Origin of the sequence: Clostridium nigeriense (genome assembly GCF_050585245.1) — a bacterium.
Lineage (GTDB): Bacteria > Bacillota > Clostridia > Clostridiales > Clostridiaceae > Clostridium > Clostridium nigeriense_A.
The window spans coordinates 1-26,098 of the sequence record NZ_JBNOOF010000014.1 but is presented as its reverse complement, the minus strand read 5'-3'; the positions used below and the strand labels follow the sequence as shown (position 1 = coordinate 26,098).

At 28.4% G+C, this 26,098-nt stretch carries 28 protein-coding genes and 1 tRNA gene; 6 read left to right on the top strand and 23 right to left on the bottom strand.

Annotated features, from left to right (window positions below):
* Nucleotides 1-67 precede the first annotated feature (67 nt).
* From ftsX to ACQPUY_RS16275, 12 genes are all read right to left on the bottom strand, one after another.
* On the bottom strand, nt 68-958 hold the full coding sequence (gene ftsX / locus ACQPUY_RS16330; protein WP_430842884.1) for a permease-like cell division protein FtsX: 891 nt from the start codon (nt 956-958) through the stop codon (nt 68-70).
* Nucleotides 948-1,634: a cell division ATP-binding protein FtsE gene (ftsE, locus tag ACQPUY_RS16325; RefSeq protein WP_430842882.1), complete on the bottom strand. Its 687-nt coding sequence runs from the start codon at nt 1,632-1,634 to the stop codon at nt 948-950. The genes ftsX and ftsE overlap by 11 nt, the downstream gene beginning before the upstream one ends.
* Nucleotides 1,635-1,777: 143 nt before the next feature.
* Nucleotides 1,778-2,614, bottom strand: a complete 837-nt coding sequence (locus tag ACQPUY_RS16320; RefSeq protein ID WP_430842880.1) for a YitT family protein — start codon at nt 2,612-2,614, stop codon at nt 1,778-1,780.
* 43 nt (nt 2,615-2,657) lie between these two features.
* Nucleotides 2,658-3,503 carry a YitT family protein gene (locus ACQPUY_RS16315; protein ID WP_430842878.1) on the bottom strand — a complete coding sequence of 282 codons (846 nt, stop codon included), beginning with the start codon at nt 3,501-3,503 and terminating at the stop codon, nt 2,658-2,660.
* A gap of 231 nt (nt 3,504-3,734) precedes the next feature.
* Nucleotides 3,735-4,679, bottom strand: a complete 945-nt coding sequence (locus tag ACQPUY_RS16310) for a transketolase family protein (protein WP_430842876.1) — start codon at nt 4,677-4,679, stop codon at nt 3,735-3,737.
* The gene (locus ACQPUY_RS16305) at nt 4,679-5,503 is read right to left on the bottom strand and encodes a transketolase (protein WP_430842874.1); all 825 of its coding nucleotides are present in this window, start codon (nt 5,501-5,503) and stop codon (nt 4,679-4,681) included. Before ACQPUY_RS16305 ends, ACQPUY_RS16310 begins: the two co-directional genes overlap by 1 nt.
* Before the next feature lie 262 nt (nt 5,504-5,765).
* Complete coding sequence (locus ACQPUY_RS16300) at nt 5,766-6,119, bottom strand: type II toxin-antitoxin system PemK/MazF family toxin (RefSeq protein WP_430842872.1); 354 nt, start codon at nt 6,117-6,119, stop codon at nt 5,766-5,768.
* Between the two features lie 8 nt (nt 6,120-6,127).
* Entirely contained in the window at nt 6,128-6,370 is a 243-nt protein-coding gene (locus ACQPUY_RS16295; protein WP_430842870.1) for a hypothetical protein, read from the bottom strand.
* Nucleotides 6,371-6,612: 242 nt separating this feature from the next.
* Nucleotides 6,613-7,224: a germination lipoprotein GerS-related protein gene (locus ACQPUY_RS16290; RefSeq protein ID WP_430842868.1), complete on the bottom strand. Its 612-nt coding sequence runs from the start codon at nt 7,222-7,224 to the stop codon at nt 6,613-6,615.
* A gap of 60 nt (nt 7,225-7,284) precedes the next feature.
* Nucleotides 7,285-8,775, bottom strand: coding sequence for an NAD(P)H-hydrate dehydratase (locus ACQPUY_RS16285; RefSeq protein WP_430842866.1), 1,491 nt, complete (start codon nt 8,773-8,775; stop codon nt 7,285-7,287).
* Nucleotides 8,775-9,143 (bottom strand): holo-ACP synthase, encoded by a 369-nt coding sequence (gene acpS, locus ACQPUY_RS16280; protein ID WP_430842864.1) that lies wholly within the window; start codon nt 9,141-9,143, stop codon nt 8,775-8,777. Before acpS ends, ACQPUY_RS16285 begins: the two co-directional genes overlap by 1 nt.
* A gap of 50 nt (nt 9,144-9,193) precedes the next feature.
* Nucleotides 9,194-9,499 carry a DUF6514 family protein gene (locus ACQPUY_RS16275; protein WP_430842862.1) on the bottom strand — a complete coding sequence of 102 codons (306 nt, stop codon included), beginning with the start codon at nt 9,497-9,499 and terminating at the stop codon, nt 9,194-9,196.
* Between the two features lie 471 nt (nt 9,500-9,970).
* Between ACQPUY_RS16275 and ACQPUY_RS16270 the strand changes: the two genes are divergently transcribed.
* Nucleotides 9,971-12,598, top strand: a complete 2,628-nt coding sequence (locus ACQPUY_RS16270; RefSeq protein ID WP_430842860.1) for an FAD-dependent oxidoreductase — start codon at nt 9,971-9,973, stop codon at nt 12,596-12,598.
* Nucleotides 12,599-12,682: 84 nt separating this feature from the next.
* On the opposite strand, the gene ACQPUY_RS16265 is transcribed toward ACQPUY_RS16270, so the two are convergent.
* Both ACQPUY_RS16265 and ACQPUY_RS16260 read right to left on the bottom strand, forming a co-directional pair.
* The gene (locus ACQPUY_RS16265; protein WP_430842858.1) at nt 12,683-13,060 is read right to left on the bottom strand and encodes a single-stranded DNA-binding protein; all 378 of its coding nucleotides are present in this window, start codon (nt 13,058-13,060) and stop codon (nt 12,683-12,685) included.
* A gap of 131 nt (nt 13,061-13,191) precedes the next feature.
* Nucleotides 13,192-14,028: a YihY/virulence factor BrkB family protein gene (locus ACQPUY_RS16260; protein ID WP_430842856.1), complete on the bottom strand. Its 837-nt coding sequence runs from the start codon at nt 14,026-14,028 to the stop codon at nt 13,192-13,194.
* A gap of 163 nt (nt 14,029-14,191) precedes the next feature.
* Between ACQPUY_RS16260 and ACQPUY_RS16255 the strand changes: the two genes are divergently transcribed.
* Entirely contained in the window at nt 14,192-15,070 is an 879-nt protein-coding gene (locus tag ACQPUY_RS16255; RefSeq protein ID WP_430842854.1) for an aldose 1-epimerase family protein, read from the top strand.
* 60 nt (nt 15,071-15,130) lie between these two features.
* On the opposite strand, the gene ACQPUY_RS16250 is transcribed toward ACQPUY_RS16255, so the two are convergent.
* The 4 genes from ACQPUY_RS16250 to ACQPUY_RS16235 all read right to left on the bottom strand — a co-directional run bounded on the left by ACQPUY_RS16250 (nt 15,131) and on the right by ACQPUY_RS16235 (nt 18,989).
* The gene (locus ACQPUY_RS16250) at nt 15,131-15,763 is read right to left on the bottom strand and encodes a cyclase family protein (protein WP_430842852.1); all 633 of its coding nucleotides are present in this window, start codon (nt 15,761-15,763) and stop codon (nt 15,131-15,133) included.
* A 12-nt stretch (nt 15,764-15,775) separates the two neighbouring features.
* Nucleotides 15,776-18,064, bottom strand: a complete 2,289-nt coding sequence (locus ACQPUY_RS16245; RefSeq protein ID WP_430842850.1) for an ATP-dependent DNA helicase — start codon at nt 18,062-18,064, stop codon at nt 15,776-15,778.
* Between the two features lie 134 nt (nt 18,065-18,198).
* The gene (locus ACQPUY_RS16240; protein WP_430842848.1) at nt 18,199-18,342 is read right to left on the bottom strand and encodes a YvrJ family protein; all 144 of its coding nucleotides are present in this window, start codon (nt 18,340-18,342) and stop codon (nt 18,199-18,201) included.
* Between the two features lie 56 nt (nt 18,343-18,398).
* Nucleotides 18,399-18,989, bottom strand: a complete 591-nt coding sequence (locus ACQPUY_RS16235; protein WP_430842846.1) for a DUF1836 domain-containing protein — start codon at nt 18,987-18,989, stop codon at nt 18,399-18,401.
* Between the two features lie 411 nt (nt 18,990-19,400).
* On the opposite strand from ACQPUY_RS16235, the gene ACQPUY_RS16230 reads away from it, so the two are divergent.
* A complete protein-coding gene (locus tag ACQPUY_RS16230) occupies nt 19,401-19,640 on the top strand; it encodes an AbrB/MazE/SpoVT family DNA-binding domain-containing protein (protein ID WP_016207519.1) in 240 nt (79 codons plus the stop codon).
* A 49-nt stretch (nt 19,641-19,689) separates the two neighbouring features.
* Here ACQPUY_RS16230 and rsmI read toward each other — a convergent pair whose 3' ends face one another.
* The 4 genes from rsmI to ACQPUY_RS16210 form a co-directional block, all read right to left on the bottom strand.
* A complete protein-coding gene (gene rsmI / locus ACQPUY_RS16225; RefSeq protein WP_430842844.1) occupies nt 19,690-20,535 on the bottom strand; it encodes a 16S rRNA (cytidine(1402)-2'-O)-methyltransferase in 846 nt (281 codons plus the stop codon).
* Between the two features lie 2 nt (nt 20,536-20,537).
* Nucleotides 20,538-21,287: a tRNA1(Val) (adenine(37)-N6)-methyltransferase gene (locus tag ACQPUY_RS16220; protein WP_430842842.1), complete on the bottom strand. Its 750-nt coding sequence runs from the start codon at nt 21,285-21,287 to the stop codon at nt 20,538-20,540.
* A gap of 306 nt (nt 21,288-21,593) precedes the next feature.
* Nucleotides 21,594-22,835 carry an NlpC/P60 family protein gene (locus tag ACQPUY_RS16215; protein ID WP_430842840.1) on the bottom strand — a complete coding sequence of 414 codons (1,242 nt, stop codon included), beginning with the start codon at nt 22,833-22,835 and terminating at the stop codon, nt 21,594-21,596.
* Between the two features lie 241 nt (nt 22,836-23,076).
* Nucleotides 23,077-23,382 carry a hypothetical protein gene (locus ACQPUY_RS16210; protein ID WP_430842838.1) on the bottom strand — a complete coding sequence of 102 codons (306 nt, stop codon included), beginning with the start codon at nt 23,380-23,382 and terminating at the stop codon, nt 23,077-23,079.
* A gap of 159 nt (nt 23,383-23,541) precedes the next feature.
* Between ACQPUY_RS16210 and ACQPUY_RS16205 the strand changes: the two genes are divergently transcribed.
* Together ACQPUY_RS16205 and ACQPUY_RS16200 are read left to right on the top strand one after the other, a co-directional pair.
* Nucleotides 23,542-23,617: transfer RNA gene (locus ACQPUY_RS16205), tRNA-Pro, on the top strand.
* 306 nt (nt 23,618-23,923) lie between these two features.
* Nucleotides 23,924-24,565, top strand: a complete 642-nt coding sequence (locus ACQPUY_RS16200) for an HAD family hydrolase (RefSeq protein WP_430842837.1) — start codon at nt 23,924-23,926, stop codon at nt 24,563-24,565.
* A gap of 51 nt (nt 24,566-24,616) precedes the next feature.
* On the opposite strand, the gene ACQPUY_RS16195 is transcribed toward ACQPUY_RS16200, so the two are convergent.
* A complete protein-coding gene (locus tag ACQPUY_RS16195) occupies nt 24,617-25,363 on the bottom strand; it encodes a peptidylprolyl isomerase (protein ID WP_430842835.1) in 747 nt (248 codons plus the stop codon).
* Nucleotides 25,364-25,536: 173 nt separating this feature from the next.
* Here ACQPUY_RS16195 and bcp point away from each other — a divergent pair, with 173 nt between their 5' ends.
* A complete protein-coding gene (bcp, locus tag ACQPUY_RS16190) occupies nt 25,537-25,989 on the top strand; it encodes a thioredoxin-dependent thiol peroxidase (RefSeq protein WP_430842833.1) in 453 nt (150 codons plus the stop codon).
* Nucleotides 25,990-26,098: the final 109 nt, after the last annotated feature.

Sequence of the window (26,098 nt, the reverse complement as noted above, 5' to 3'; positions counted from 1 at the left end):
TAATATTTTAAGTGGAGATATACTCCACTTAAATTATATAGTTTATTCTTTCTTTTTATTAATCCCTTTATACATCTAAGAATTTTCTTAAAGCAACTATACTTCCTAAAGCTCCTACTATTATACCACCTAATAGGAATATCCAAGTTAAAGTACTTAAAACAAACCCTGGTGAAACTAAAGAAACAAGGAACATATTAGATACTATGTATCCATAAACCCCTCTATAAAGCATAAATAATAATATGCTTGATATAAGTGAACCTATAAAGCCTATTATCATACCTTCTATTATAAATGGCCATCTAATAAACCAATCTGTAGCTCCAACGTACTTCATTATTCCAACTTCTCTTCTTCTAGAATATACTGTTATTTTTGTTGTATTTGTAATTAAGAATATAGACACCCCTATAAACACAACAAATAATACCATACCAGTAATTCTAACTCCATTAACAAAAGCACTTATAGTATCAATCATATCTTGTTGATTAGATATATCTTCTACTCCACTCATACCCTGAACTGCATCTACAATCTGAGTTGCATATTCTGGAGCATCTAATTTAACAATATATGAACTTGGCAATGGATTTTCTGATAAATCATAACCTTCCAACAAACCTTGGTTATCTTTAAGCATTTCTTGTAAGTTAGCGAAGGCTTCTTCTTTAGATTCATAAATAACTTCCTTAACGCCCTCTTGTTCATTAAGCTTTAATTCTATTTCTCTTTGGTCAATTAATTTAATATCATTATCTAAATAAACCTTAATTTCAAGCTTTGATGCAACATCTTCTACAGCTTTATTGAAATTTAAGCCAAGCAATATGAATGTACCAAATATAAAGAATGTAATTAGCACAGTAATCATGGCCGCTATACTTAATGTTCTATTTCTCTTAAGACTCTTAAAAGCATCTATAAAAAAGTATTTTATAGTATTAAACTTCATCTTCGTACATCCCCCTTGTAGTATCTCTTGCTATACATCCTTTTTCTATAGCAATAACTCTTTTCTTCATACTATCAACTATATCTTTAGCATGAGTAGCCATTAAAATTGTAGTTCCAGCTCTATTAATATCTTCTAATAGTTCCATTATTTCCTTTGCTGTTTCTGGGTCTAGGTTACCTGTTGGCTCATCACATATTAAAACTGATGGATTATTAACTATTGCCCTAGCTAAAGCAACTCTTTGCTGCTCACCTCCAGATAATTCATTAGGGAACATCTTATATTTGTGAGATAAACCTACTAATGATAATACCATTGGTACTCTTTTTCTAATATCCTTCTGTGAAGCTTCAACTACTCTCATAGCAAAAGCAACATTTTCATATACATTTAATGTTGGGATTAACCTAAAGTCTTGGAAAACCATTCCTATTTTTCTTCTGTAGTAAGGAGTTTGTCTCCTTGTAACACTTGAAAGATTCTTCCCAGCTACAACTATTTCTCCCACAGTAGGATCTACTTCTTTTATTAACATCTTTATAAAAGTTGACTTTCCTGAACCTGAAGGTCCAACCAAAAATACAAATTCACCTGATTCAATATTTATATTTACATCTGATAAAGCCTTAACATTATTATCATACAGCTTAGATACATTCTTAAATTCTATCATTCTCTAACACCTCGCACATCAGCGTATTTTAAAACCTATAGCGTTATTATAGCATAACAATGCCTTAGGAAAAATGTTTTTTGTACTTTTCCCCTTAATAAAACCTATAATATTCTATATTTTTATTAAATTTTCATTAAATCTTAATAATCTGCAAATCCTTTTCCTAATGCCTCTGTTGATTCACTAACAGTTAAAAATGCCTCTGGATTATTAACTTTTATAAATTGTTTTAATGTAATAAATTGTTTAGAGGTTAAAACTGTATATATGACAGTCATATCTTCTTTTGTATATCCGCCTTTTCCAGTTAATATTGTACAACCTCTATCTATATCATTATTAATAAATTCTACAACCAATTTTTCCTTATTTGTAATTACAAATACTTGTTTAACAGGATTTATACCTGCAATGAATTTATCTACTAAAATTCCTATTAAAGTAGCACTTAAAAGACCAAATAGCCCTTTTTCTACACCAAACGAATAAATAGCTAATAAAGTTACTGTACAGTCAGCTAATAATAAGCCTTGCCCTATAGGTAAGTGAAAATATTTATTAATAATTTTAGCAACTATACTAGTTCCACCTGTTGATGCACCTTGATTAAAAGTAATTGCTGTTCCAAAAGCTAATACAGCTGAACCAAATATGCATGCTAAAACTAAGTTATCAGTTATTGCTCTTGGTTCAAAAAATGTTTCAAAAATCCACATTATTACAGACATCATTATTGTCGAATATATGCTTTTAGCTCCGAAAGAAGCCCCAATTAAGAAAAATGCTAATGCAAATAATATCGCATTAAATATAAAAACTAATATACTTGGATTAATATCAATTAATTGATTTATAGCTAAAGCTAAACCTGAAACACCACCTGCCGCTATATCAAGCGGAAAGAAAAAATATTCTAGTGCAAAAGCTCCTATTGCTACTCCTACTGTAGATAAAAAATATTCTTTTAACTTTTCCATTTGTATTTTATTCTCCTTCTAATATATAGTCCCATCCTAAAGGTTATTGAATATTTTTAAAGCCTTCTCCCATAACCTCATGTACTTCCCCGACAGTTATAAAGGCTTTTGGATCTACTTTACCTATATACTGTTTAAGTTTTATAAATTCACTTCTACCTAAAACAGCATATAATACACAAGTATCCTGTCCAGTAAATCCCCCAATTCCTTTTAAATATGTGCATCCTCTCTCTAAATCATCCATGATAAATTTACCTATTTCATCACTTTTACTACTTATTATAGTTACCTCTTTACAAGAATGAAAACCTTCTATAACTTTATCTATTGCTATTCCATTAATTATTACTGAAAGTAATCCATATAGACCTATATTTATACCAAAAGTCATTGCCCCTAATAAGGTTACTATAAAATCAACTGCTAATAAAGACTTTCCTATATCTATATGAAAAAATTTATTTAGTATTTTTGCTATAGTATCTGTTCCACCTGTTGATGCATTTGCATTAAATACTATCGCCATTCCAATTGCAGTAATAAAAGTACCAAAAATAGCTGCAAGCATTAAATCATTAGTTAAAGCTTTCGGATTAAAGAATTTTTCAATAATTGTCATCATTCCAGCTAAGCTAAAACTTGAAATTATAGTTTTAACTCCAAAGTTCTTTCCAAGAAAAATAAAACCAATTATAAATAAAAATAAATCCATTACAAAAACTAGAGGCCCTGTGGAAATAGCCGGAATATAATGATTTATTACTATAGCTAACCCCGTAAGTCCACCTGCTGCTATATTATTTGGTATAAAAAAGTATTCTAATGCCAATGCTACTAAGAAAACTCCAGTAAATATTAATATATATTCTTTTAAACTTTCTCTCATACAAATCTCCTTTCTTAGAGAATTTTTATTATTTTTCCACAACATATATTTTTCTATCCAATGATATTAATTTTTTATCCATAAATTTTATATTTATATAAATATTATATAGTTTTTTATAAATATTTGTAATTTATTTTTTAAAATAAAAAGCTGTAGAATATTCTACAGCTTAATAGTAAATATAGCTATTTTTAGTGATTTATTTAAATTATTAATAGTAAACTAATCTTATTTTTTTAATGAAATTGCTTTTTTTACCTTTTCAACAACATTAGCAGCTGTTAATCCATACGCTTCTAATAATTGATTTGGTAATCCACTTTCACCAAATACATCTTGTACTCCAATCTTAAGTACTGGTACAGGTAGCTCTTCAGATAATACTTCTGAAACTGCTGATCCTAACCCTCCAATAACGCTATGCTCTTCAACTGTTACTATTGCTCCAGTTTCTTTAGCCGCCTTAATTAGGATTTCTTTATCAATTGGTTTTAATGTATGTATATTTATTACCCTTGCATTAATTCCTTCTTTACTTAATTCTTCTTTAGCTTCTAATGCAACATCTACCATAATACCAGTAGCAACTATAGTTACATCATTTCCTTCTGATAAATCAACACCCTTACCAATTTTAAACTCATATGTATTTTCATCATTTATAACATTAACGGCAGCTCTTCCTAATCTAACATAACAAGGTCCATCATATTCTGCAATAGCCTTAATAGCAGCTACAGTTTCTACTGCATCAGCAGGACATATTACAGTCATGTTTGGAACACTTCTCATTAAAGCTAAATCTTCTATAGCTTGGTGAGATGCCCCGTCTTCTCCTACTGTTAAACCAGCATGAGTTGCACATACTTTAACATTTAACTTTGGATAACAAATAGAGTTTCTAATTTGTTCAAAAGCTCTTCCAGCTGCAAACATAGCAAACGTACTAACATATGGAATTTTTCCACAAGTAGCTAACCCTGCTGCAACTCCCATCATATTTCCTTCTGCTATACCCATGTTAAAGAATCTTTCTTCACAAACAGCTTTAAAATCTGCAGTTTTTGTAGATTTTGAAAGGTCAGCATCTAAAACTACGATATCTTTATTCACATCAGCTAATGCTGCTAATGCTTTTCCATAAGCTTCTCTTGTTGCAATCTTTTTACTCATTAATTGTTACCTCCAATTTCTGCTAACGCTTGTTCACATTGTTCCTTACTTGGTGCTGTACCATGCCATGAAGCTTGGTTTTCCATGAAAGAAACACCTTTACCTTTTACGGTATTGCAAACTACAACTGTTGGTTTACCTTTAAATCTTTTTGCTTTTTCTATTGCATCTTGAATTTCTTCTATATCATGACCATCTATCACCAAAACATTCCATCCAAAAGCTTCAAATTTCTTGTCAATTGGTGAAGGATTCATAACTTTTGTTATATCACCATCTATTTGTAGTCCATTAAAATCAACAAAAGCAGTTAAATTGTCTAGTTTATAATGAGCTGCTGACATAGCTGCTTCCCAAACTTGACCTTCTTCTAATTCACCATCACCTAAAAGTGTATATACTCTATATTCTTTATTATCAAGCTTACCAGCTAATGCCATTCCAACCGCTGATGAAATACCTTGACCTAAAGAACCTGTTGACATATCAACTCCAGGCAAGCATTTCATACTTGGATGACCTTGTAATCTAGAACCGATTTTTCTTAATGTATTTAATTCTTCAACTGGAAAATATCCTCTTCTAGCAAGCACGCTATATAAAACAGGTGCAGCATGTCCTTTTGATAATACAAATCTATCCCTATTTTCATCCTTAGGATCTTCTGGATTTATGTTCATTTCTCCAAAATATAGTGTTGTTAGGATATCCGCTGCTGATAACGATCCACCTGGATGCCCTGAACATGATTCTGTTAGCATAGAAACTATGTCTTTACGAACAGTTTTAGCTATTGATTTTAATTCTTCAACATTTTTAATCATCTTTTATCCTCCTAAGATTTGATTTACCTGTACATATATTGTGCCATATTTTGATAAAATTATTTTAACACAACATATCTAATTTGTATACACTAATAGTCTTGTTTTTTATTAAATTAATGTATTTTTATATATAAATGCTATACTATTTATATATTGTATAGCATTTTCCCCTTTGTTTTTACATAATAAAAGAAACCCATTAAGGGTTTCTTAAGTATTTAAGATACTCAATTATCTAATTTTTTTCTTGAATAATTAATTATGCCAAATTTAAACTTATTAATAGTGCTTTATTCACCTTTCTCATATCAGCATCTGTCATATGTCCTATTTTCTCCTTTAGTCTTTTCTTATCTAAAGTTCTTAACTGTTCTAATAAAACAACAGAGTCTCTATTTAATCCATATTCCTCTGAGGAAATCTCAACATGAGTTGGTAACTTAGCTTTATTAATCTGTGATGTTATAGCTGCAACAATAACTGTTGGACTATACTTATTCCCTATATCATTCTGAATTATTATAACTGGTCTAATTCCACCTTGCTCAGATCCTATTACAGGGCTTAAATCCGCATAAAAAATATCCCCTCTTTTTACTACCATAGTCGTCATTAGAAATATCACACTCCGCAAAGCCAGTTCTCATATTCATCAATATCTGCACTTTCGCACTCGAAAGGAAGTTGTGAAAGCTCCAAGTTAATTTTTGCCATAGCTTTGTAGCCTTCTTTCATCATTTCAAAAACATCCATATTCAATTGATCTTCATTATATTCTATTAAAGAATACTCAATAAATTGACTATTTTTTTTATTTTTATCTACTTTTTTTATAATTCGTGGATTTATAATTTTTTTAGACATAATTTGCCTCCAGATAGTAAAGGATCTATGTATAAATAAATTATATTGCAAATTATGTCCCCTTGTCAAAACTTATGTTTAACTTTTTAAACAATTATATATATTCATATTATTTTTGCTATTTTATAACTTTTGTCTTAATACGTAAAACACATTCCATACTTATGTACTCCACTTTTTCTAACTTCTTAACTTGTACTAACATAAAGAACTAAATATTGAACTGGTTATTTTTTTATTTTTTATTTTAATAATCCCTCATCTAAATCCTTTAATTTTTCAAAGTTTCTATATACAATTCTAACTCTATCTTTATTGTCCTTATCATAGATTATGGCACCAATAGGGGTTTTTTCTTGCTTATCTATAAAAATTTTAATCTTATTTAAACTATCATTTTTAATAAACAATTCACTTGTAAACACTATATATTCAGTATCTCCCCACTCCTCCTGACCTTCATTTATACCTTCGTTATCAATTGGATAAGATAATAACTTATCCACGAAACTTAAAGAATATAATTCATCCATGCTTTCTTCCATTGTATACTCTTTATTAGCTATATTATCCTTAACTAAAATACTACCATCCTTATATATCTTAGTTCTGTCTGTTCCAAAATCTATTCTTCCACCAATATCTTTCTTATAATACTGAATAGTATCTTGCCTCTCTTCATCTCTAGAATTTTTTACAATAAATTCTACTTCTGTTTTATAAGCTTTTATTCCTTTTAAAGATTCAATTATTTCCTCATTAGTAGGTTCTGCTGTTACTCTAAATATAATAACTAAAACAATTAATATTATAGGTATAGATACCAACAATCCTAGTAATAATTTTTTCTTCATCATATCCCCCTTGAACTTTACTACTTATTATTACTAATATTATACCTACTCAAAATTTATTCATATATAATTCATGGCTCTCGATATATTTTCTATAACATCTGATGCTACTACAGAATATTTATCCTCAGATGCTATCTCTCCTGCTAATCCGTGTATATACGCTCCTAGTAACGCCGAGTCTATAAGAGAATGACCTTGCGCTAAAATTGCTGATATAATTCCTGTTAAACAATCTCCCATTCCCCCTGAAGCCATCTTACTATTTCCTGTATTATTTATGTAAACATATTCACCATTAGTTATTATTGTGTTATATCCTTTTAATAAAACTACAACTTCATTTTCCTTTGCAAACTTCCTTGCTACATCTATTCTATTATCTTCTACATAATCTATTGTTTTGTCTATAAGCCTTGCCATTTCCCCTGGATGTGGAGTATATACAGCTCTCCCTTTTAATCCCTCCATTATTTCTTTACTACCTTTTATTAAATTAAAAGCACCTGCATCAATTACAAACAATTTATTTTCATATTTAATTATGTCCAATAAAATTTCTTTGTACATTTTTTCATTATTAATACCTGGTCCTATAGCAATTACATCTAACTTTTCAAATAATTCTTTTAGTTCATCTCTTGATTCAATATTAGCTGTCATAGCCTCTACTAACTTACAACTTAATTTGTCTTGTACATATTTTGTAGATACTAAAGTAGTTAACCCAGCACCTGCTCTTACACAAGCCTCAGTTGCTATAAAAGCAGCTCCAGTGTACCCCTTGCTTCCTGCTAAAATTGCCACTTTCCCATAATCACCCTTATGTCCATATACAGTTCTCTTTTTTAAAAGTTGTCCATAATCTTCTTTATTTAATAAAAATACTTTTTCTGAGTTCATGCTTTTTACAAACTCAGGTATTCCTATATTTAAAATTTCTAATTTTCCTAAGTATTCTAAAGCTTTATATTTAATGAATCCCTTCTTAATAACCTCAAAACTAAAAGTTATATCTGCTAATATAGATGCTCCAATTACATCTCCATCATCTGCATTTAAACCAGATGGTACATCCACGCTTATTATAAACTTGCTTTTCTCATTTATAATATTTATCACTTTTATATAAAATTCATCTAAGTCTCTATTTAACCCCACGCCCCAAATACAATCTAATACAATTTCATACTTACTCAAAACTTTACTTAATATTTCTATATCATTTAAGCCTTTTAAATGAATAATATTACTTGTAAGTTTCATCAAAATATTATAATTTACTAAAAAATCCTTAGAATAATTATCATTTTTACTTACTATAACTATACAAACATCTTTATTTTTAAGAAGTAATTTTCTAGCAATGGCTAATCCGTCTCCACCATTATTTCCGTTTCCACAAAATATTATAAATTTATGTCCTAAGTTCACTATCCTATCTGTAACTTCTTTAGCTGCATTCTCCATTAAAACAATACTTGGTATGCCAATTTCTTTTATAGTATACCTATCTATTTCTTTACAACCTTCTCTTGACATTACTTCCATTATGCTTCCTCCAATACAGCAAAAGCTATTGCAGATGTTCTATTATGTGATATAGAAACATTAAGCCTGTACTCAGTAGCAATATTGTCTTTTATATTATCGCTTAAATATGCTATGGGCTTACCTAATTCATCTCTCAATATTTCTACATCTATCAACGAAAAACCTCTAAATCCAGTTCCCAATGCCTTACTTATTGCCTCCTTAGCTGCAAAATTTCCAGCTATTACTTCTGATCTCATACTTCTTTCTTTAAACATTTCAATTTCTCTAAAGGTAAAAATCTTGTTTAAAAATCCATTATTTTTTTTGATAGCCCTTTCAATTCTATCTATTTCAATTATATCTGTCCCTATTCCAATAATCATAAAATCACCTCTATATATAGTTTACTATATAAGATTTTATTTTCTATATACTAAAAACAAAAATCAGAAACATAGTTATCAACATATTCCCCTAATATGTCAACAAGGTGTATAGGTGAAACTTGATAATCGTGTAATAAATTTAGAAGAGTTTTGACTTTATCTTCCTTATTAGATATTTTCCTAATTAAATCCCTTTCAATTTGCACAACATTTCCTTCAATTAAATCTTGCCTCTCAGCTTCAATTCCAAAAGCTTGTCCCCCCAAAAAACTTTCGCTAATCATTCTATAAGAATATCTTATTTCTTTGTTATCATTCTTACTACTGCTATATAGGCTATCAACAATGTACATATTATTATTCACTCCCTTTTAAGCTATAATTTATTTAAATAACACAATATTACAATATCATAGATTTTCATAAAACAATGTCAAACATTGTTTCCTCTAAGATTAAAATATTTCTTTATATTTCAGCAAAATTCATGTATAGCTTAATCTTTTCCTATTATTTGTTTAATATAGATAAAATCCACATCAAAATTATCATTTATTTTGTATTTTTTATAAAATATACTTTTATTTTGTATATAAAAAGTTATGATTTTGATTATATATTAATCATTTTTGTATTTTTTTGATATATTATTTTTTGTATTCGTTTTAATATTATTTATTTAATATCAACATATAAAAATACTTTTTAAATGCAAATTTATTTCTAATTATTTCATTTTCTTATTGATATTGTTAATAATTAGACATATAATAATTTTATAATAATAGTTATTAATTAATATTTAATTAAGGTAGGTGTTAACTTTGAAATCTTTAGAATTAAAAAAAGATATACATTGGGTTGGAGCTTTAGATCCAAATTTAAGAGTCTTTGATATTATTATGTATACACCTTATGGTACAAGCTATAACTCATACGTAGTAAAAGGAAGCGAAAAAACAGCTGTATTTGAAACAGTTAAAGCAGAATTTTTTGATCAATATATTGAAAGATTGCAAGATTTAGATGTGGATATAACAAAAATTGATTATATAGTAGTAGATCATACCGAACCAGATCATGCTGGATCAGTCTCTAAATTGTTAGAAATTTCACCAAATGCTAAGGTTGTAGGATCAGCCCCAGCAATAAAATTCTTGAAAAAAATTGCTAACAGAGATTTTGAATCTATTACTGTAGGAGATGGAGATACAATATGTCTAGGTAATAAAACTTTACATTTTATATCAGCACCATTCTTACATTGGCCAGATTCAATTTACACTTATATTCCTGAGGATGAAGTCTTAATTACTTGTGACTCCTTCGGATCTCACTATTCATCTGAAGCTATTTTAAATAGTAAAGTTGAAAGTAAGGAAAATTATATGGAAGCATTAAAATACTACTTTGACTGTATTTTTGGACCATATAAATCTTATGTATTAAAGGCAATTAAGAAAATAGAAAATTTAAAAATCGATATGATACTACCTGGCCACGGTCCTGTTTTAGTAGAAAATCCTATGGAAATAGTTGAATACTATAGAACTTGGAGTACTTCACCAATTCCTTCGGCTGATAAAAAGAAAATAGTATCAATACCTTATGTTTCAGCTTATGGATATACAGAATCATTAGCAAAAAAAATTGCAGAAGGTATAGAGGCAGCTGGAAATATTGAAGTTAGATTATTTAATGCAACTCATTATAAAATTGATGATATAGTTAATAGCATTTCTGAATCTGATGGATTTTTATGTGGTTCACCTACTATAGTTGGAGAATTACTTGAACCAATCCGTGATATACTTTCAAAATTAAATCCAATAATTCATGGTGGAAAATTATCAGCAGCATTTGGATCTTATGGATGGAGTGGCGAAGCTATACCAAGAATGGAAACTAGATTAAAAGAATTAAATATGAAGCTTTGTCCAAGCCTTAAAATAAACTTTAAGCCATCAGACACTGAGCTTCAAGAAGCTTTTGACTACGGATTAGAATTTGGACATATTCTACTTGGTAATAAAACATTTGAACCTCAAGAAACTCCACAAGTAAAGGAAACCCCTAAATCTACTGGTGGATTAAAACTTTGGAAATGTGTAATTTGTGGAGAAATAATAGAATCTGAAACAATTCCTGAATACTGCCCTGTATGCGGAGCTGGAAGCGACGCATTTGTAGAAATAGAAAGAGAAGAATCAACTTATAAAATAGACAAAGAAGAAACTTATGTAATTATAGGTAATGGTGCTGCTGGTTTCTATGCTACAAAGGCTATTAAGGAAAGAAATGAAAGTGCTATAATTAAGCTAATATCTAATGAACCTGTACATTCATATGTAAGGACTCAACTTTCAGACTTATTAACTGAAGATATAGATAATTCCTTCTATCTAGCAGCTGAAAACTGGTATAAAGAAAATAATATTGTGGAAATCCTCAATACTAATGTTGATAGTATAGATAGAGAAAAGAAAGTTGTTAGATTAGATAGTAAGCATGGCGTTCGTTACGATAAACTAATCCTAGCTAACGGTAGTTATAACTTTGTTCCTCCAACTAAAATTAATATAAATGGTTCTGAGACTGAAATTAACTCTTGGACTTACAATAGTATAAAAGGAATTCATACTATTAAGAAGCTTGCTGATGTTAATGCTATCAAGGAAGAATTACCATCTACTAAAAATGTAGTAGTAATCGGCGGTGGATTATTAGGTTTAGAGGCTGCATGGGAAGTTCAAAAACGTGGAATAAATGTTACAGTAGTTGAATTAGCTGAAAGAATGCTTCCTCGTCAATTAGATAATGATGGCTCCAAACTTTTTGAAACTCTAGTTAATAAAACTCCTGTTAAAGTTCTTCTAGGAGAAGTTGTAGAATTTATAAATGCAGATGAAAATGGAGTTAAATCTCTACAATTAAAGAGTGGGAAAGTTATAAATGCAGATGTGGTTATTTTCTCAGTAGGAGTTAGATCAAATATATTCTTAGCACAACCTGTTGGTATTAATTGCAATAGGGGGGTAGTTGTTAATCAATATATGCAAACAAATATTAATGATATTTATGCATGTGGTGATGTCGCTGAATATGATGGTGTATATTATGGAAACTGGCCAGCTGCTATAGAAATGGGTAAAGTTGCTGGTGCTAATGCAACCGGAGATAATATCAAGTTTGAAAAATTTGTTTCATCAACAATATTCCAAGCAATGAATACTCAAGTATTCTCTGCAGGAACTGTTAACTTCGATGATCCATCATTAGAAAGAATAGGCTATGTAGATAGCGTAAATAATAAATACTCTAAATTATTCTTCCAAAACAATAAATTAGTTGGTGGTATACTAATTGGAGATGTATCAACATCTGCTAAGATTATGGAAGGAATTCAAAACGGAGAAGATAAAGCAACTGTTTTAAGTAAAGGTGCTATTTAGACTCTATTAATTAGTAAGGTGCTATATTAGAAATTACTCTAATACAGCACCTTTACTCTATTTATTTAAATTTATATTTCAAGCTTAATTAGTTGCTAAGTCATCAAAATTATTTTCAGATTGGTTATTTTCTTTTTCTACTCTTCTATTTCCTACAAATTTAAAATCTTCAGCTACTACTTCAGCTATATACTTTTTATTTCCATCCTTATCTTCATAGCTACCCGTTCTCAATCTTCCACTTAAGCTTATATAGCTTCCTTTTTTCATATATTGACACACTACTTCTGCTTTTCTTCCCCAAAAAGTAACTGGAATTAAATCTGACTTTCTTGTTCCATCTAGAGCCTTGAAGTTTCTATCTACTGCAATAATGAATCTAGTAAACGCTTTATTGCCATCTTCTAAAGTTCTAAGTTCAGGGTCCTTTATTAATTTTCCTAGTAATACAATTTTATTCATTTTTACACCTCCTGAATATCTCTTCTTTGATTATATCCACTTAAAATTTTTCTATTCAGGATTACATAAAATTCCTATTTGAAACAAAAAAGTATTAACTACTCTATTTATGCGATTTATAATTTTCTTTATTACTTTCTTCTTATATTTAAAACAGAATTAATTTCTGCACCTAATATAAGTATCATAGAAGTAATGTAAAGCCAAGTCATTAATACAAATACAGCCCCTACACTCCCATACAATCTTGAGTAATTTGCAATATTATTTATATAATATGAAAAACCTAGAGAGACCATTATCCAACCTAAGGTGCTTACTATTGCCCCAGGATAAACCTCCCTCCATGAAATTTTCTTTGCTGGAGTATATCTATAAATACTTGCAAATATTAATATCATCATGAATACTACTATTAAATATCTACTTATATTCCATACATACATTATTATGTCTTTAAACGGAAATACGGCTAAAATGTACTTACCTATTATTTCTCCAAATACTAGCATAGCCAATGTCAACATTATTATTATCACTAAAGCTAATGTGAATATAATAGCCACAAATGATCTTTTTATAAATGATCTAGAATCCTTAACATTATATGCTTTATTCAATCCCTTAATAACAGCTCTAAATCCTGACGAAGCAGACCAAATAGTAAGAGCAATAGATGCTCCCAATAATCCTGCATTTTGGGTTCCTACCAACTCTACTACTGTTGTATCTACTAAACTAAAAACATTATTAGGTAGAATAGCTCTTAAACCATCTAATATATCAGCCGAATCTAACTTACTAAAACCAACTACAGTCATTAAGAATATTAGAAATGGAAAAAATGATAACATTAAATAATAAGCAAGTTGTGCACCTAATGCAAAAATATCATCGTTCTTAACTTTTACAATAAAATAAATAATTCCATCTAAAAATGACTTATTATTTGTATTTTCTTTATCCATTAAATCACCACATTACTATAATTTTATAGCCCTTATTATATTACTTTATATATAATACTACATAATTGCTAATTATATAAGTAAAATGATCTACTTCTTTCTCAAAACCGTCTATTGTAGTATAATTTTTATAGAATATTTAAAAATCTGAAAGGGTGTTGTTATGAATTACATACTAGAAAATGAGAATATTAAAATATCAACCAATACTTTTGGTGGTGAACTTACCAATTTAATAACAAAGAAGGATAATATTGAATTTCTATGGAATGGTGACGAAAAATATTGGAAATATCATTCACCTATATTATTCCCCATAGTTGGCAAAGTATTTAATAATAAGTATAGAGCTGAAAATGGAGAATATGAATTACCTCAGCATGGTCTTGCTAGAACTAGAGAATTTGAAATGATAGAAAAAGATAATAATCATATTGTATTTGAGCTTTTATGGTCTGAAGATACATTAAAAGTTTATCCTTATAAATTTTCTCTAAGACTTTCTTATGAATTATTAGAAAACGGCATTAAAGTTGGGTATAATGTTAAAAACCTTGATGATAAAGAAATATATTTTTCAATTGGAGGACATCCAGCATTTATGTGTCCACTATTAAATGGAGAAAAGTTTGAAGATTATTATTTTCAATTCAACAAAAAAGAAAATATCGGTATTATGGAATTAGATACTAGTACGGGATACTTTACAGGTAAAACTAATGAACTTCTTAGTAACTCCAATAAAATCAATTTGAATATGGATCTTTTTAAGTATGACACTTTGGTATTTAATAACTTAAAATCAAATCTAATTACATTAAAATCTGATAAAAATAATAAAGAATTAACAATGGACTTTACTGGATTCCCTTATTTAGCTCTATGGACTAAACCTACAGGAGCGCCTTTTATATGTATTGAACCTTGGTATGGTCATTCAGATTACAAAAACTTCAATGGTGAATTTAAAAATAAAGAAGGCATTGAAAAATTATCAATTTCTGAAGAGTTTAATGCAGAGTATAAATTGTTCATTAAATAAATTAACTAAAATTAAAGCTGTGCTACAAAACTAATGTATTTTAGTTTTGTAGCACAGCTTTTAATTTGTTATTGCTATAGCCCTAGCTGGAGATGCATCTCCACCTTCTATTTTCAATGGAGTAGCTACAAGCGTAAATTCCTCTTCTCTTACTTCATCTAAATTAGTTAGATTTTCAATTATAATTTTTCCTCTTGATAAAATTGTATTATGAACTTCGAAATCTATACTGTCAAATTTATCTATAGAAATTGTATCTATCCCGACTCCTCTAATATTAAAACTACATAACCATTTAGCTGCCTCTTCTGTTAAGCTCGGAAACTCATTCAAGTATTCATCGCTTCCCCAATACCTATCCCAACCAGTTCTTAGTATAACAAAATCACAATTATTGATTTTTTCTCTATAAAAAATCAAATCTTCTACATCTACCTTATTAAGATTGGATATATCTATAATAGTTGCAATACCTATAAAATCGCTTATATGGAATTCATCTATAGTCTTTCCTTTATTTATCATGTGGCTAGGAGCATCAATATGTGTTCCAGCATGAGTACACAATTTTAAAAGCTTCTCATTATATCCATCTTTTTCTATAGATGCTATGTTGTAAACTTCTAACCTTTCATCCTTTGTATATGTGCTCATATTACTATTTATGACATGACTTAAATCAATAACATTCATAAAACCCCTCCTTTATTTTGCTAATTCCCATTCCTTTGGAAGTAAACTTCTATATTTTAAAGTATAGTACCTATCATCTATAAGTAGTATTCTTCCCTTATCCGTTTCCGTTCTTATTACCCTACCAGCTGCTTGCATGACCTTATTTATTCCAGGATAAATATATGCATAATCAAACCCCTTGTCACCATAATAGTCTCTAATTATATCTCCTTCATTTGATATTTTAGGAAAACCAACTCCTACTATTACACTTCCTATAAGCCTTCTCCCTGGTAAATCTATCCCCTCTGAAAAAACTCCTCCTATTACACAAAAGGCTATTATTTTTGTATCTTCCTTAAAATTATTCAAAAACTCTTCTCTTTCTGCTTCTGTTAATACTTCTCCCTGGCAAATAGTATTATCTTCACCAAATAGCTCTATATATCTTGAATATACCTGATTCAAGTACAGATAAGATGGTAAAAACACCATATAATTACCTACCTCTTCACCCTTAAACTTATATATTAAGTTACAAACATTATCTATATTATTTTCTCTTTGTCTAAATCTCATATTTAATGGATGTCCGTAAATTTTTAAGTTTTCTTTTTTAAATGGTGAAGGAAGTTTCATCCTATAACTTTTATCGTCTCCACCAAGTAGATCTATATAATAATTAATAGGAGTTAATGTAGCTGAAAATATTGTAGTAGAATAACTTCCTTTAACTATCTTAGCTAAATTTTTAGATGGATTTACACAAAATAATTTAACTTTAACATCATTTTTATTTATTTCCACTAAAGTTACATACTCCTTACTATACAATTCAGAAATAGATATAAATGCTCTTATTTCAAAGTAAAGATCTCTAATTTCATCATAGCCTTCTGTATTAGTTGCCTTTATTAGATACTCATCACATTCATTCAAAAATATTCTAAGTAATTTATAAAGGTCTTTATATTCTTCATTCTTATATAGGCTAGTACTTTCAGACTCTTGAACTTCCTTTCTAATATCAATTAAATACCTATTAATAGAATTTAAGGCCTTATATAGATTAGGAGCTTTTCCCTTTATCAATTTGCTAGACTTTAAAATTCTTTCCTTATAAATTTCAGCACTAAACATATTTCTTGCCCTATCCACAAGGTTATGACCTTCGTCCACAAGTAATATATTTTTATTCACATCTTCCTCAAAAAATCTCTTTAATCTAGCTCTAGGATCAAAAGCATAATTATAATCACAAATTATTAAATCACACCAAAGACTTAAATCTAAAGATAGTTCAAATGGACATAGCTTTTCTTTTCTAGCATATTCTTCAATCTTTTCTCTGGTAAAACTATCTTCATCCTTTAACATTGCTAATATAACATCATTTACCTTATCATAATAATTCAATGCATATTCACATTGGTCAGGATTACAACTTGATTTATCTTTAAAACAAATTTTTTCTTTTGCAGTTAATGTTATATTTCTACAACTAAGCTTATTATCTTTTAATCTACTTACAGCTTCCTCTGCAACAGTCCGTGTTATAGTCTTAGCAGTTAAATATACAATCCTTTCTCCTCTATCCTCTCCTAAAGATTTTACTGCAGGAAATATTGTGGAAATTGTTTTTCCTATTCCAGTAGGTGCTTGAGCAAATAATACCGCCTTTTCTTTTATATTATTAAAACAAGCTACAGCTAGTTCCTTTTGTCCTTTTCTATAACTTTCAAATGGAAACTGTAATTTCTTTATGCTTTCATTTCTTTCAGTTAATAAATTCGATTTTAATATTACCCATTTTTTATATTCACTTATTATTGATAACACAAAATTTTCTAAATCATTTTTATTGAAACTTTTATTAAAACTCTTTACTTCTTCTGTCTCTATATTGAAATAACTTAACCTTATATTAATTATTTCTATATCATTTTGAATTGCATATATATAAGCATAAAACTTAGCTTGAGCCCAATGTAATTCATTATAATCTTCATCTATAAGAACTAACGATTTCATAGTTGATTTTATTTCCTCTATATAAATATCACTATCTTCAATTATTATTCCATCAGCTCTACCATCTACTATTAAAGTCACATTATCTATTTCAAAGACCTCTTGAAGTTTTACTTCTTTTTGATAATTACTATATACTTTTTCATTACTACTTTGAAGCTTCTGATGAGCAACAGTTCCTTCTAAAGCTCTAGTACTCCCCATATATCTATCATCTATACTGCCTGTCTTTAAGACATACTCAATGATTCCTCTAACAGATTCTTTAATAATAATTTTATCCTTCATTAAAGCTCTTCCCATCTTTATATTTTAAATATATTATAAGCCTAAAAATATCTAATTAATAGATAAGTATTAATAAAAAATAGAAGTGTTTATATATCTATAAAATATAATATAAACACTCCATAAGATTTTTCTTATTTCATTGAATTTATTGTTTGAGATAAGTTATTTATACTATTAGTAAGATTCTCTAACTTTCCTTCAATCCTAATCAAAAGGTATAAAGAAACAGCAATAGGAAATCCTATATTAGCAACTAAATCAACTAATTCTTTCATAAAATCACCCCACTTATTATATACGTCAATAAGAGGGGCATTTTAAACTTTCATTATTATTCTGAATGATATTCATTAACTATTTTTTGAACTAACTTTTTAATAGCACTTGCTTGAGCAATTAATGACATTACTATCACAAAAGTTCTTATACTATTTTCATCCTTTTCATTTAACTGTAATTCTGAAATTATGCTATCTAATTTTTCTTCATTTACCGCAGGCTTACTTAAAAACTCCTTAAAACTTTCGCTTTGAGTTTCTGAGAATATTTTATAAGCCTTTTCCCAAGATATAATATCATCTGATCTATCATTAATTTCATTAAAAGCTAAACTAAATACTTTTTTGATTTCCTCTGTAGTAAGTACTGGTCTCATATAGCTTAATAAAACTAATTGCACTAAATGTATCTTAGTATATCCTCTTTTTTTCCCATCTTCAGGTTTACTAATCACTTCACTCTTTATATAATTTTGAACTATATTATTCGTGTATTTATCTTCAATAAATTTATCATTTAAAAAATCTATAACTTGAGATAAAAAAAGATCGTATTTCGGTAAATCGTCGTAAGCAATCATAGTACCGTTTGCCATTTCTTCTGCAACTTCTGTTATATAATTAGTATCTATCCTCTTTACCATTATATCCACCTCTACGCTTTTATTCTTTATTCTAATTTAATTATATAGTATGTATAAACTTATTACAAGTTATTTCTATCTGTATAATTTTATTTATTATTCATACCTTATTATCATTTACATATTTTTCTTTTTTTATTAATATTTTTTTAATAAAATTTTTAAATTATTTATTTAGTAAGGCTCAATGCTAGAGGACAAGCCATTCTACATTTTTTTGCTATTTTACTCTAATTTTGATTAATTAGTATTGACTTTTCTAATTTATGGTAGTATATTGTATTTATAAATTGTTTAATATAAGAAATTTGTACTTTTTGAAAATTTTTTTCTTTTGTTATTGACTTTTAATTACATTTTTAGTAATATTAACATTGCGCGATGTCGAAACTTGTTTTAAGGAGGATGTTTATGAAATCAACAGGAGTTGTAAGAAGAGTAGATGAACTTGGAAGAATAGTTATTCCAATAGAATTAAGAAGAACATTAGATATAGCAGAAAAGGATGCTTTAGAAATCTATGTAGATGGAGAACAAATAATCTTAAAGAAATATGAGCCAGCTTGTATTTTCTGTGGGGATGCTAGAGATGTTGTTAACTACAAAGGTAAAAATATCTGTAAAAACTGCTTAAACGAATTAAAAAAATAATTCTTAATTGAAACCCCTATAGTATACTATAGGGGTTTAATATTTTTAATTATATATCCATAGAATGCTTATAAACTTCCTTTTTGGCTATTCCTCTTTCTTTAGCAACAAATTTTATAGCCTCTTTCTTATCTATTCCTTCTTCTATCACTTTTACCAAGTGTTCCCTTATTGTTAAATCACTCCATAGAGCTTCTTTTTCAGCCTTAATATCTTCGTAAGATTTCCCCTCTATAACTAATACAAATTCACCTCTTGGCCTATTATCAACAAAAAAATCTATTGCTTCTGATATTTTTCCCCTATATATTTCTTCATGTAACTTAGTTAACTCCCTACAAATCGCAATTCTTCTATTCCCTAAATTACTTTTTAAGTATCCTAAAGTATTAAGTAACCTATGAGGTGCTTCGTAAAATATTAATGTATCTCTAACATTTTTCACTTCTTCAATAACAGGATTTCTTTCCTTATTTTCTCTCGGTAAAAAACCTCTAAATAAAAATCTAGTTGTATCTAATCCTGAATATACTAAAGCTGTAGTTATTGCAGTCGCACCTGGTAAAACCTCAAATTCTATATTTTCTTCTATACACTTTTCAACTATTACACTTCCAGGATCTGAAATTCCTGGTGTTCCAGCATCAGTAATTAAAGCAATATTTAATCCGCTCTTAAGTTTATTTATTATATCTAAACTCTTACCTTTTTCATTATGTTTGTGGTAACTGAATAGACTCTTCTTAATATTAAAATGATTTAAAAGCTTTAAACTAGTTCTTGTATCCTCAGCAGCTATTTCATCTACGCTTTCTAAAACCTCCAAAGCTCTTAAAGTTATATCTTTAAGATTACCAATAGGAGTTGGAACTAAATATAGTTTTCCAGTTTCCATCATTATTCCTCCCTGCCATAAATTTTATTTAAATCTTTTGTATAAGTTCCATCTTCATTATAAATATGTAACGGAGCCTCCCACTTTAAATAAGCCCCTCCATCACGTTGACCTTCAACTAAAACTATATTAGGGGCCTTTTTAACATTAGGTTGAATCATTTGTACCCTTTTAGGTTCAATTTTATGCTTTCTCATAAGCTCAAAGATATCTATTAACCTTTCTGGTCTATGTACCATATACATCCTTCCATTGTCCTTTAAAAGCCTTCTAGCTGCTATTATTACATCTTCTAAATTGCACATCACTTCATGTCTAGCAATAGCTAACTTATCATTAGGATTTAATATACCTGAATTATTTAATTTATATGGAGGGTTAACAGTTAATACATCGAAAGTTCCTAAAGTTTTTAAGAAATCTATATTCTTTAAATCAGCATTTTTAAATTTAACTATATCTTCAACATCATTATACTGACTACTTCTATTAGCCATCTCCACCATATCCTCTTGAATTTCAATTCCTATTACTTCTTTAGGCTTATATTTACCATAAACTAAAAAAGGAACTATTCCTGTACCTGTGCATAAATCTATAACCCTATGTTTATTTTTTATATTCGCAAAATTAGATAGAAGCACCGCATCTACTCCAAATCTAAATCCTTGCTTTTTTTGTATTAAATATAAGTTATCTAACTGTAAATCATCTATAGATTCATCTTCTAATAAATTAATATTCTTACTCATTTAATTACCTCAATATAAGATTTCTACGTATATATAACAAATTTATATACATTATTTAAGTCTTAGCTTAAATCCATTAAATTATATCATAATTTTTATTTTCTTATATATAAAAAAATCGTTAAGGATACTTTGGATCTATCAATTTTTTTAGCTCATCTACCACTTTTCAAGGCTTCTTAAAAAAACTGGAAGACGCACATTATTCTATTTTCGACAACTTATTTACAAATATAATTTTCATAAAGAAAAAAATAAGCTCCGTCAATTAGACGGAACTTAATTTAATTAATATTAACTTCTTAATTAAAGTACTCTTCTTGCAGCATAGAATGATGTAATAGGTGAAACTTTAACAGAATCTCCTGGTTGTGGAGCATGTATATACTGACCATTACCAACGTATATTCCAACGTGATCTGATCCATAAGTAAATACTAAATCTCCTGGTTGTAATTCATTGTATGATACTGATGTACCAACTCCAAGTTGTGAATAAGTAGTTCTAGTTATTTCTATTCCTGCTGCATTTCTATAAACATAGCTTGTAAATCCTGAACAGTCAAAGGAACTTGGACCTGTTGCTCCATATACATATGGAGTTCCCATTAAAGTGTAAGCATAGTCTACTATTGCATTTCCTGATGAAGAAGTTTGACCTCTATTTGGAGCAATAGTACTATTATTACTACTATTAGTAGTATCAGAAATAGCTGCTTGAGCCTGTAAATCCTCAATTCTTGCTGTTCCACTTTCAATTGCATTATTTACTTCTTCTATAACAGTAGGGCTCTTTAATGGCTGATTGTCCCTAATACTTATTAACTGATTAATTGCACTTTTTAGCTCTGAAATATCACTAGATGATCCTAAAGTTTCAATTTGGGATTCAACTAGACTTCTTTCTGAAACTGATAAATATTCTGCATCAAATTTCTCTTGCTCTGCTTGCGCTTGAGCAATAAGATCTTCTTGCTCCTTTTTCTTAGTTTCAAATTCAGCTAATGTTTTATTTGTTTCATCATTAATCTTAGCTATTTCATTAGATTTTTCTTCTAATGAAGCAACTTTCTTATCTAAATTTTCTTTTTTATCAAGCAAATCATTTACTATTTTCTTATCAATACTAACAAGTCTACTAGCAGAATCTATCTTTGAAATAAGGTCACTAAAACTCTCTGCACTGAATAAAAGAGTTAAGTAACTTCCTTGACCACCTGATTTATATAACTCTCTTAATCTTTTATTTAGTGTTTCTTCCTTAGCCTCAATTTCAACCTTTGAAGCCTCTATTTCTTTATTAGTATTGTCTATTTCCTCTTGAATAGTCGCCATTTGTTGCTTATTACTTTCAACTTTTTCTGCTAATGGCGCTATTTGTTCATTTAAACTGTATATTTCACCTTGAATATCATCTATCTTTTGATTTAATGCGTCATACTTTTGTTGATTTTCTATTACTTCCTCATTAGGAGTAGCAAACACTGGTGTTACCGAAGTTATTGTTAAAGCACTCGCTATAACAATTGATAAAATTTTCTTCTTCATACTTGATCGGTCTCCCTCGACCATCCCCCTCTCCCTGCATAATACTTTACCATTATAACACTTATGGAAAGCTTGGACAATGGTATTTTTTTAAAAATGTGTTATTTAGAGCATGTAAATGTATTCTATACATAATCGGGAATAATTCGTCCTTAGGGTGGATATATAAAATGCTCTTATAATATTATATTTCTTTGTATCAACTTTTATATCTAATCTCTATAAAGATATTAGTATTAAGCTATATATTTCTATATTTTTTTAATGTTCTATTTTGTAATATTGATAAAGTCATTATAAATATTATATAAATTACTATTATGTACTTAGAGACTCCTACTAAAATAATATCTAATATTCCTAATATTAACCCTATTAAACCTAGAGATAAATTAAATATTCCATTATATTTCATAAAATTATCAGTGTCTTTATAAGCACCACTTTCTTTAAAATACCTTTTCATCTTCTTACTTAATAAAGATATTAACCCTATTATTATAAAACCTATACTACCAAACAATATAACTAAAGTTGTACTTTTCATTTTGCTTCCTCCTATCTTAATAATTGCCTATTTATTACAAATATAAACATTCTTTTAAAATATTTTATCAATTTTTTATTTCTATGTAAAATAATTTTAAATTTTATTTTTAAAAGTGTTGACACAATTGCATATAGTTACTATAATGATAATGTGCTTCGGGGTGTGGCGCAGATGGGAGCGCGCGTGGTTTGGGACCATGAGGTCGCAGGTTCAATCCCTGTCACCCCGACCAAAAAAACCTCTCAAATTGAGAGGTTTTTTTTAATTTCAAATTTAAATATTATAAACTTACTAAATTGAATTTACTACATAATTACTTACAATCTATGTAATTATGAAATTCTTCAAACTTTTCATCAAATCCAATAGATTTACAAGACATTAATACTATTGGAATTATAGAAATGTAAATACAAAATATTAATTTTCACATAAATCTTATCCCCTTTTAATAATTTCTATTTAACTTTATTGTATGAAAAAGTTATCACTATAGTCACAATTTTTTATATATTTTTTATAAAAGGAGGTTATACAAATGAATAATTTTAAAGCAGTAATTTTTGATTTAGATGGTACACTAATAGACTCTATGGAAATCTGGTCTAAGATAGATGAAGAATACTTAGGATCTTTTGGATATGAAGTTCCTAAAAATCTTCAAGAAGATATAACTCATCTTACTCTTACAGAAACTGCAAATTATTTTAAAAATAGATTTAAAATACAAGATGATACAAAAGAAATAATTTCTACTTGGAATACTATGGCTCTACATCACTATTCAAATGATATTAAACTAAAAGATGGTGTACTCCCTTTTTTAAAAAGTCTGAAAGATAAAGGTTTGAAAATCGCATTAGCTACCAGTAATTCAGTCCCCTTGTTAGAAGCAGTATTAAAAAACAATAATATATATCATTATTTTGATGCTATAACTACTACTGAAGAGGTAAATAAATCAAAAGCCAACCCTGATATATATTTATTATCCGCAGCTAAGCTTAATGTAAATCCCAAGGAATGTTTAATCTTTGAAGATATTGTACAAGCTATTAAAGGTGCTAAGTTATCTGGAGCAACAGTTTATGCGATTTATGATAAGAGCTCAGCTCATCAAAAGGAAGAATTAGAAAAGTTATCTGATAAATATATTTTTAGTTTTAATGAATTATTATAAAAAAAGTATGCCACAATATAATTAATATTTGGCATACCTTTTTAACTCATACTACGCTCTAGTTACTCCGTATTTATTTTCTAGTTCTTTAACAACATCTAAATATTTTCTTTGTTGTCCTTCTTGTAATAATTGATTAACTATTTTAGATTTAACATCTTCAAATTCAGCTTCTGATCCTTCATTCTTTTCCTCAACCTTTATTAAATGATATCCAAATTGAGTTTGTACTGGATCACTTACTACATCAATATCTAATACAAATGCAGCTTCTTCAAATTCTGGAACCATCATACCTCTACCAAAAGATCCTAAATTTCCACCTTGTTCCTTAGATGGGCAAGTTGAATATTTAACTGCAGCTTCTTCAAATGTTATTTCATTATTATCTATTTCTTTTTTTATTTGATCACATAATTCTTTGTTATCTACTAATATATGTTTTGCTGAAACAGTTGGAGGTTGAGTAAATAAATTTTTATTACTATTATAATAATTTAATGCATCTTCCTCTGTAACTGTTACTTCTAATAATATCTTATTTAATGTTAATTGAGTTAATATATCTTTTTCAGCTTGTTTTATATTATCTGCATATTCTTCTGTTTCATTAATCTTTAACTCTCTACCTAGTATATTTATTAATTCAAATGATACAATTTGTTCTAACAATTGTTTTTTAGCTTCATCTGTAGTAAAATATGCTCTCTTATCTTCTGGATATCTTGATATTATATTTTGTAAATCTGATTCCTTAATTTCTTTCCCTGCAACTGTTGCTAAAACCTTATTTTCCATTAAAATAATCTCCTTTGTCTTATAATTTATTAACATCATTAATTATAACAGAGTTTCTTATTAAATATACAAACTTTCTATAATTAATCTAATTTTATGTAAGATTAATATTATTTATTGATAATAATTATTCTTAGTATTATAATGTAGTTAATATTAAAGGAGGTAATGTAATGGAAGTAGGAAATTTAGTACCAGATTTCACTCTTAGTGGGTCTGATGGGAAAAAACATAAATTAAGTGACTATAGAGGAAAGAAAGTTGTATTGTATTTTTATCCTAAGGATAATACCCCTGGATGCACTACTGAAGCTTGTGACTTTAGAGATAGTATAAATGAAATTCATAATTTAAATGCTATAGTTCTTGGAATAAGTAAAGATAATCTAAATTCACATAATAAATTTATTGAAAAATTTAATTTGCCTTTTATCCTTTTAAGTGATGAAGAGAAAGTTGTATGTCAACTATATGATGTTATAAAAGAAAAGAATATGTATGGTAAAAAAGTTCTTGGTATAGAAAGAAGTACATTTATTATTGATGAAGAAGGTAAATTAAAAAAAGAATTTAGAAAAGTTAAAGTTAAAGGACATGTTGAACAAGTTCTAAGTGAATTAAAATAATAAAAAAGCACTAACATAAGTTAGTGCTTTTTCCTGGTGGCTCGACCAGGAATCGAACCAGGGACACGAGGATTTTCAGTCCTCTGCTCTACCGACTGAGCTATCGAGC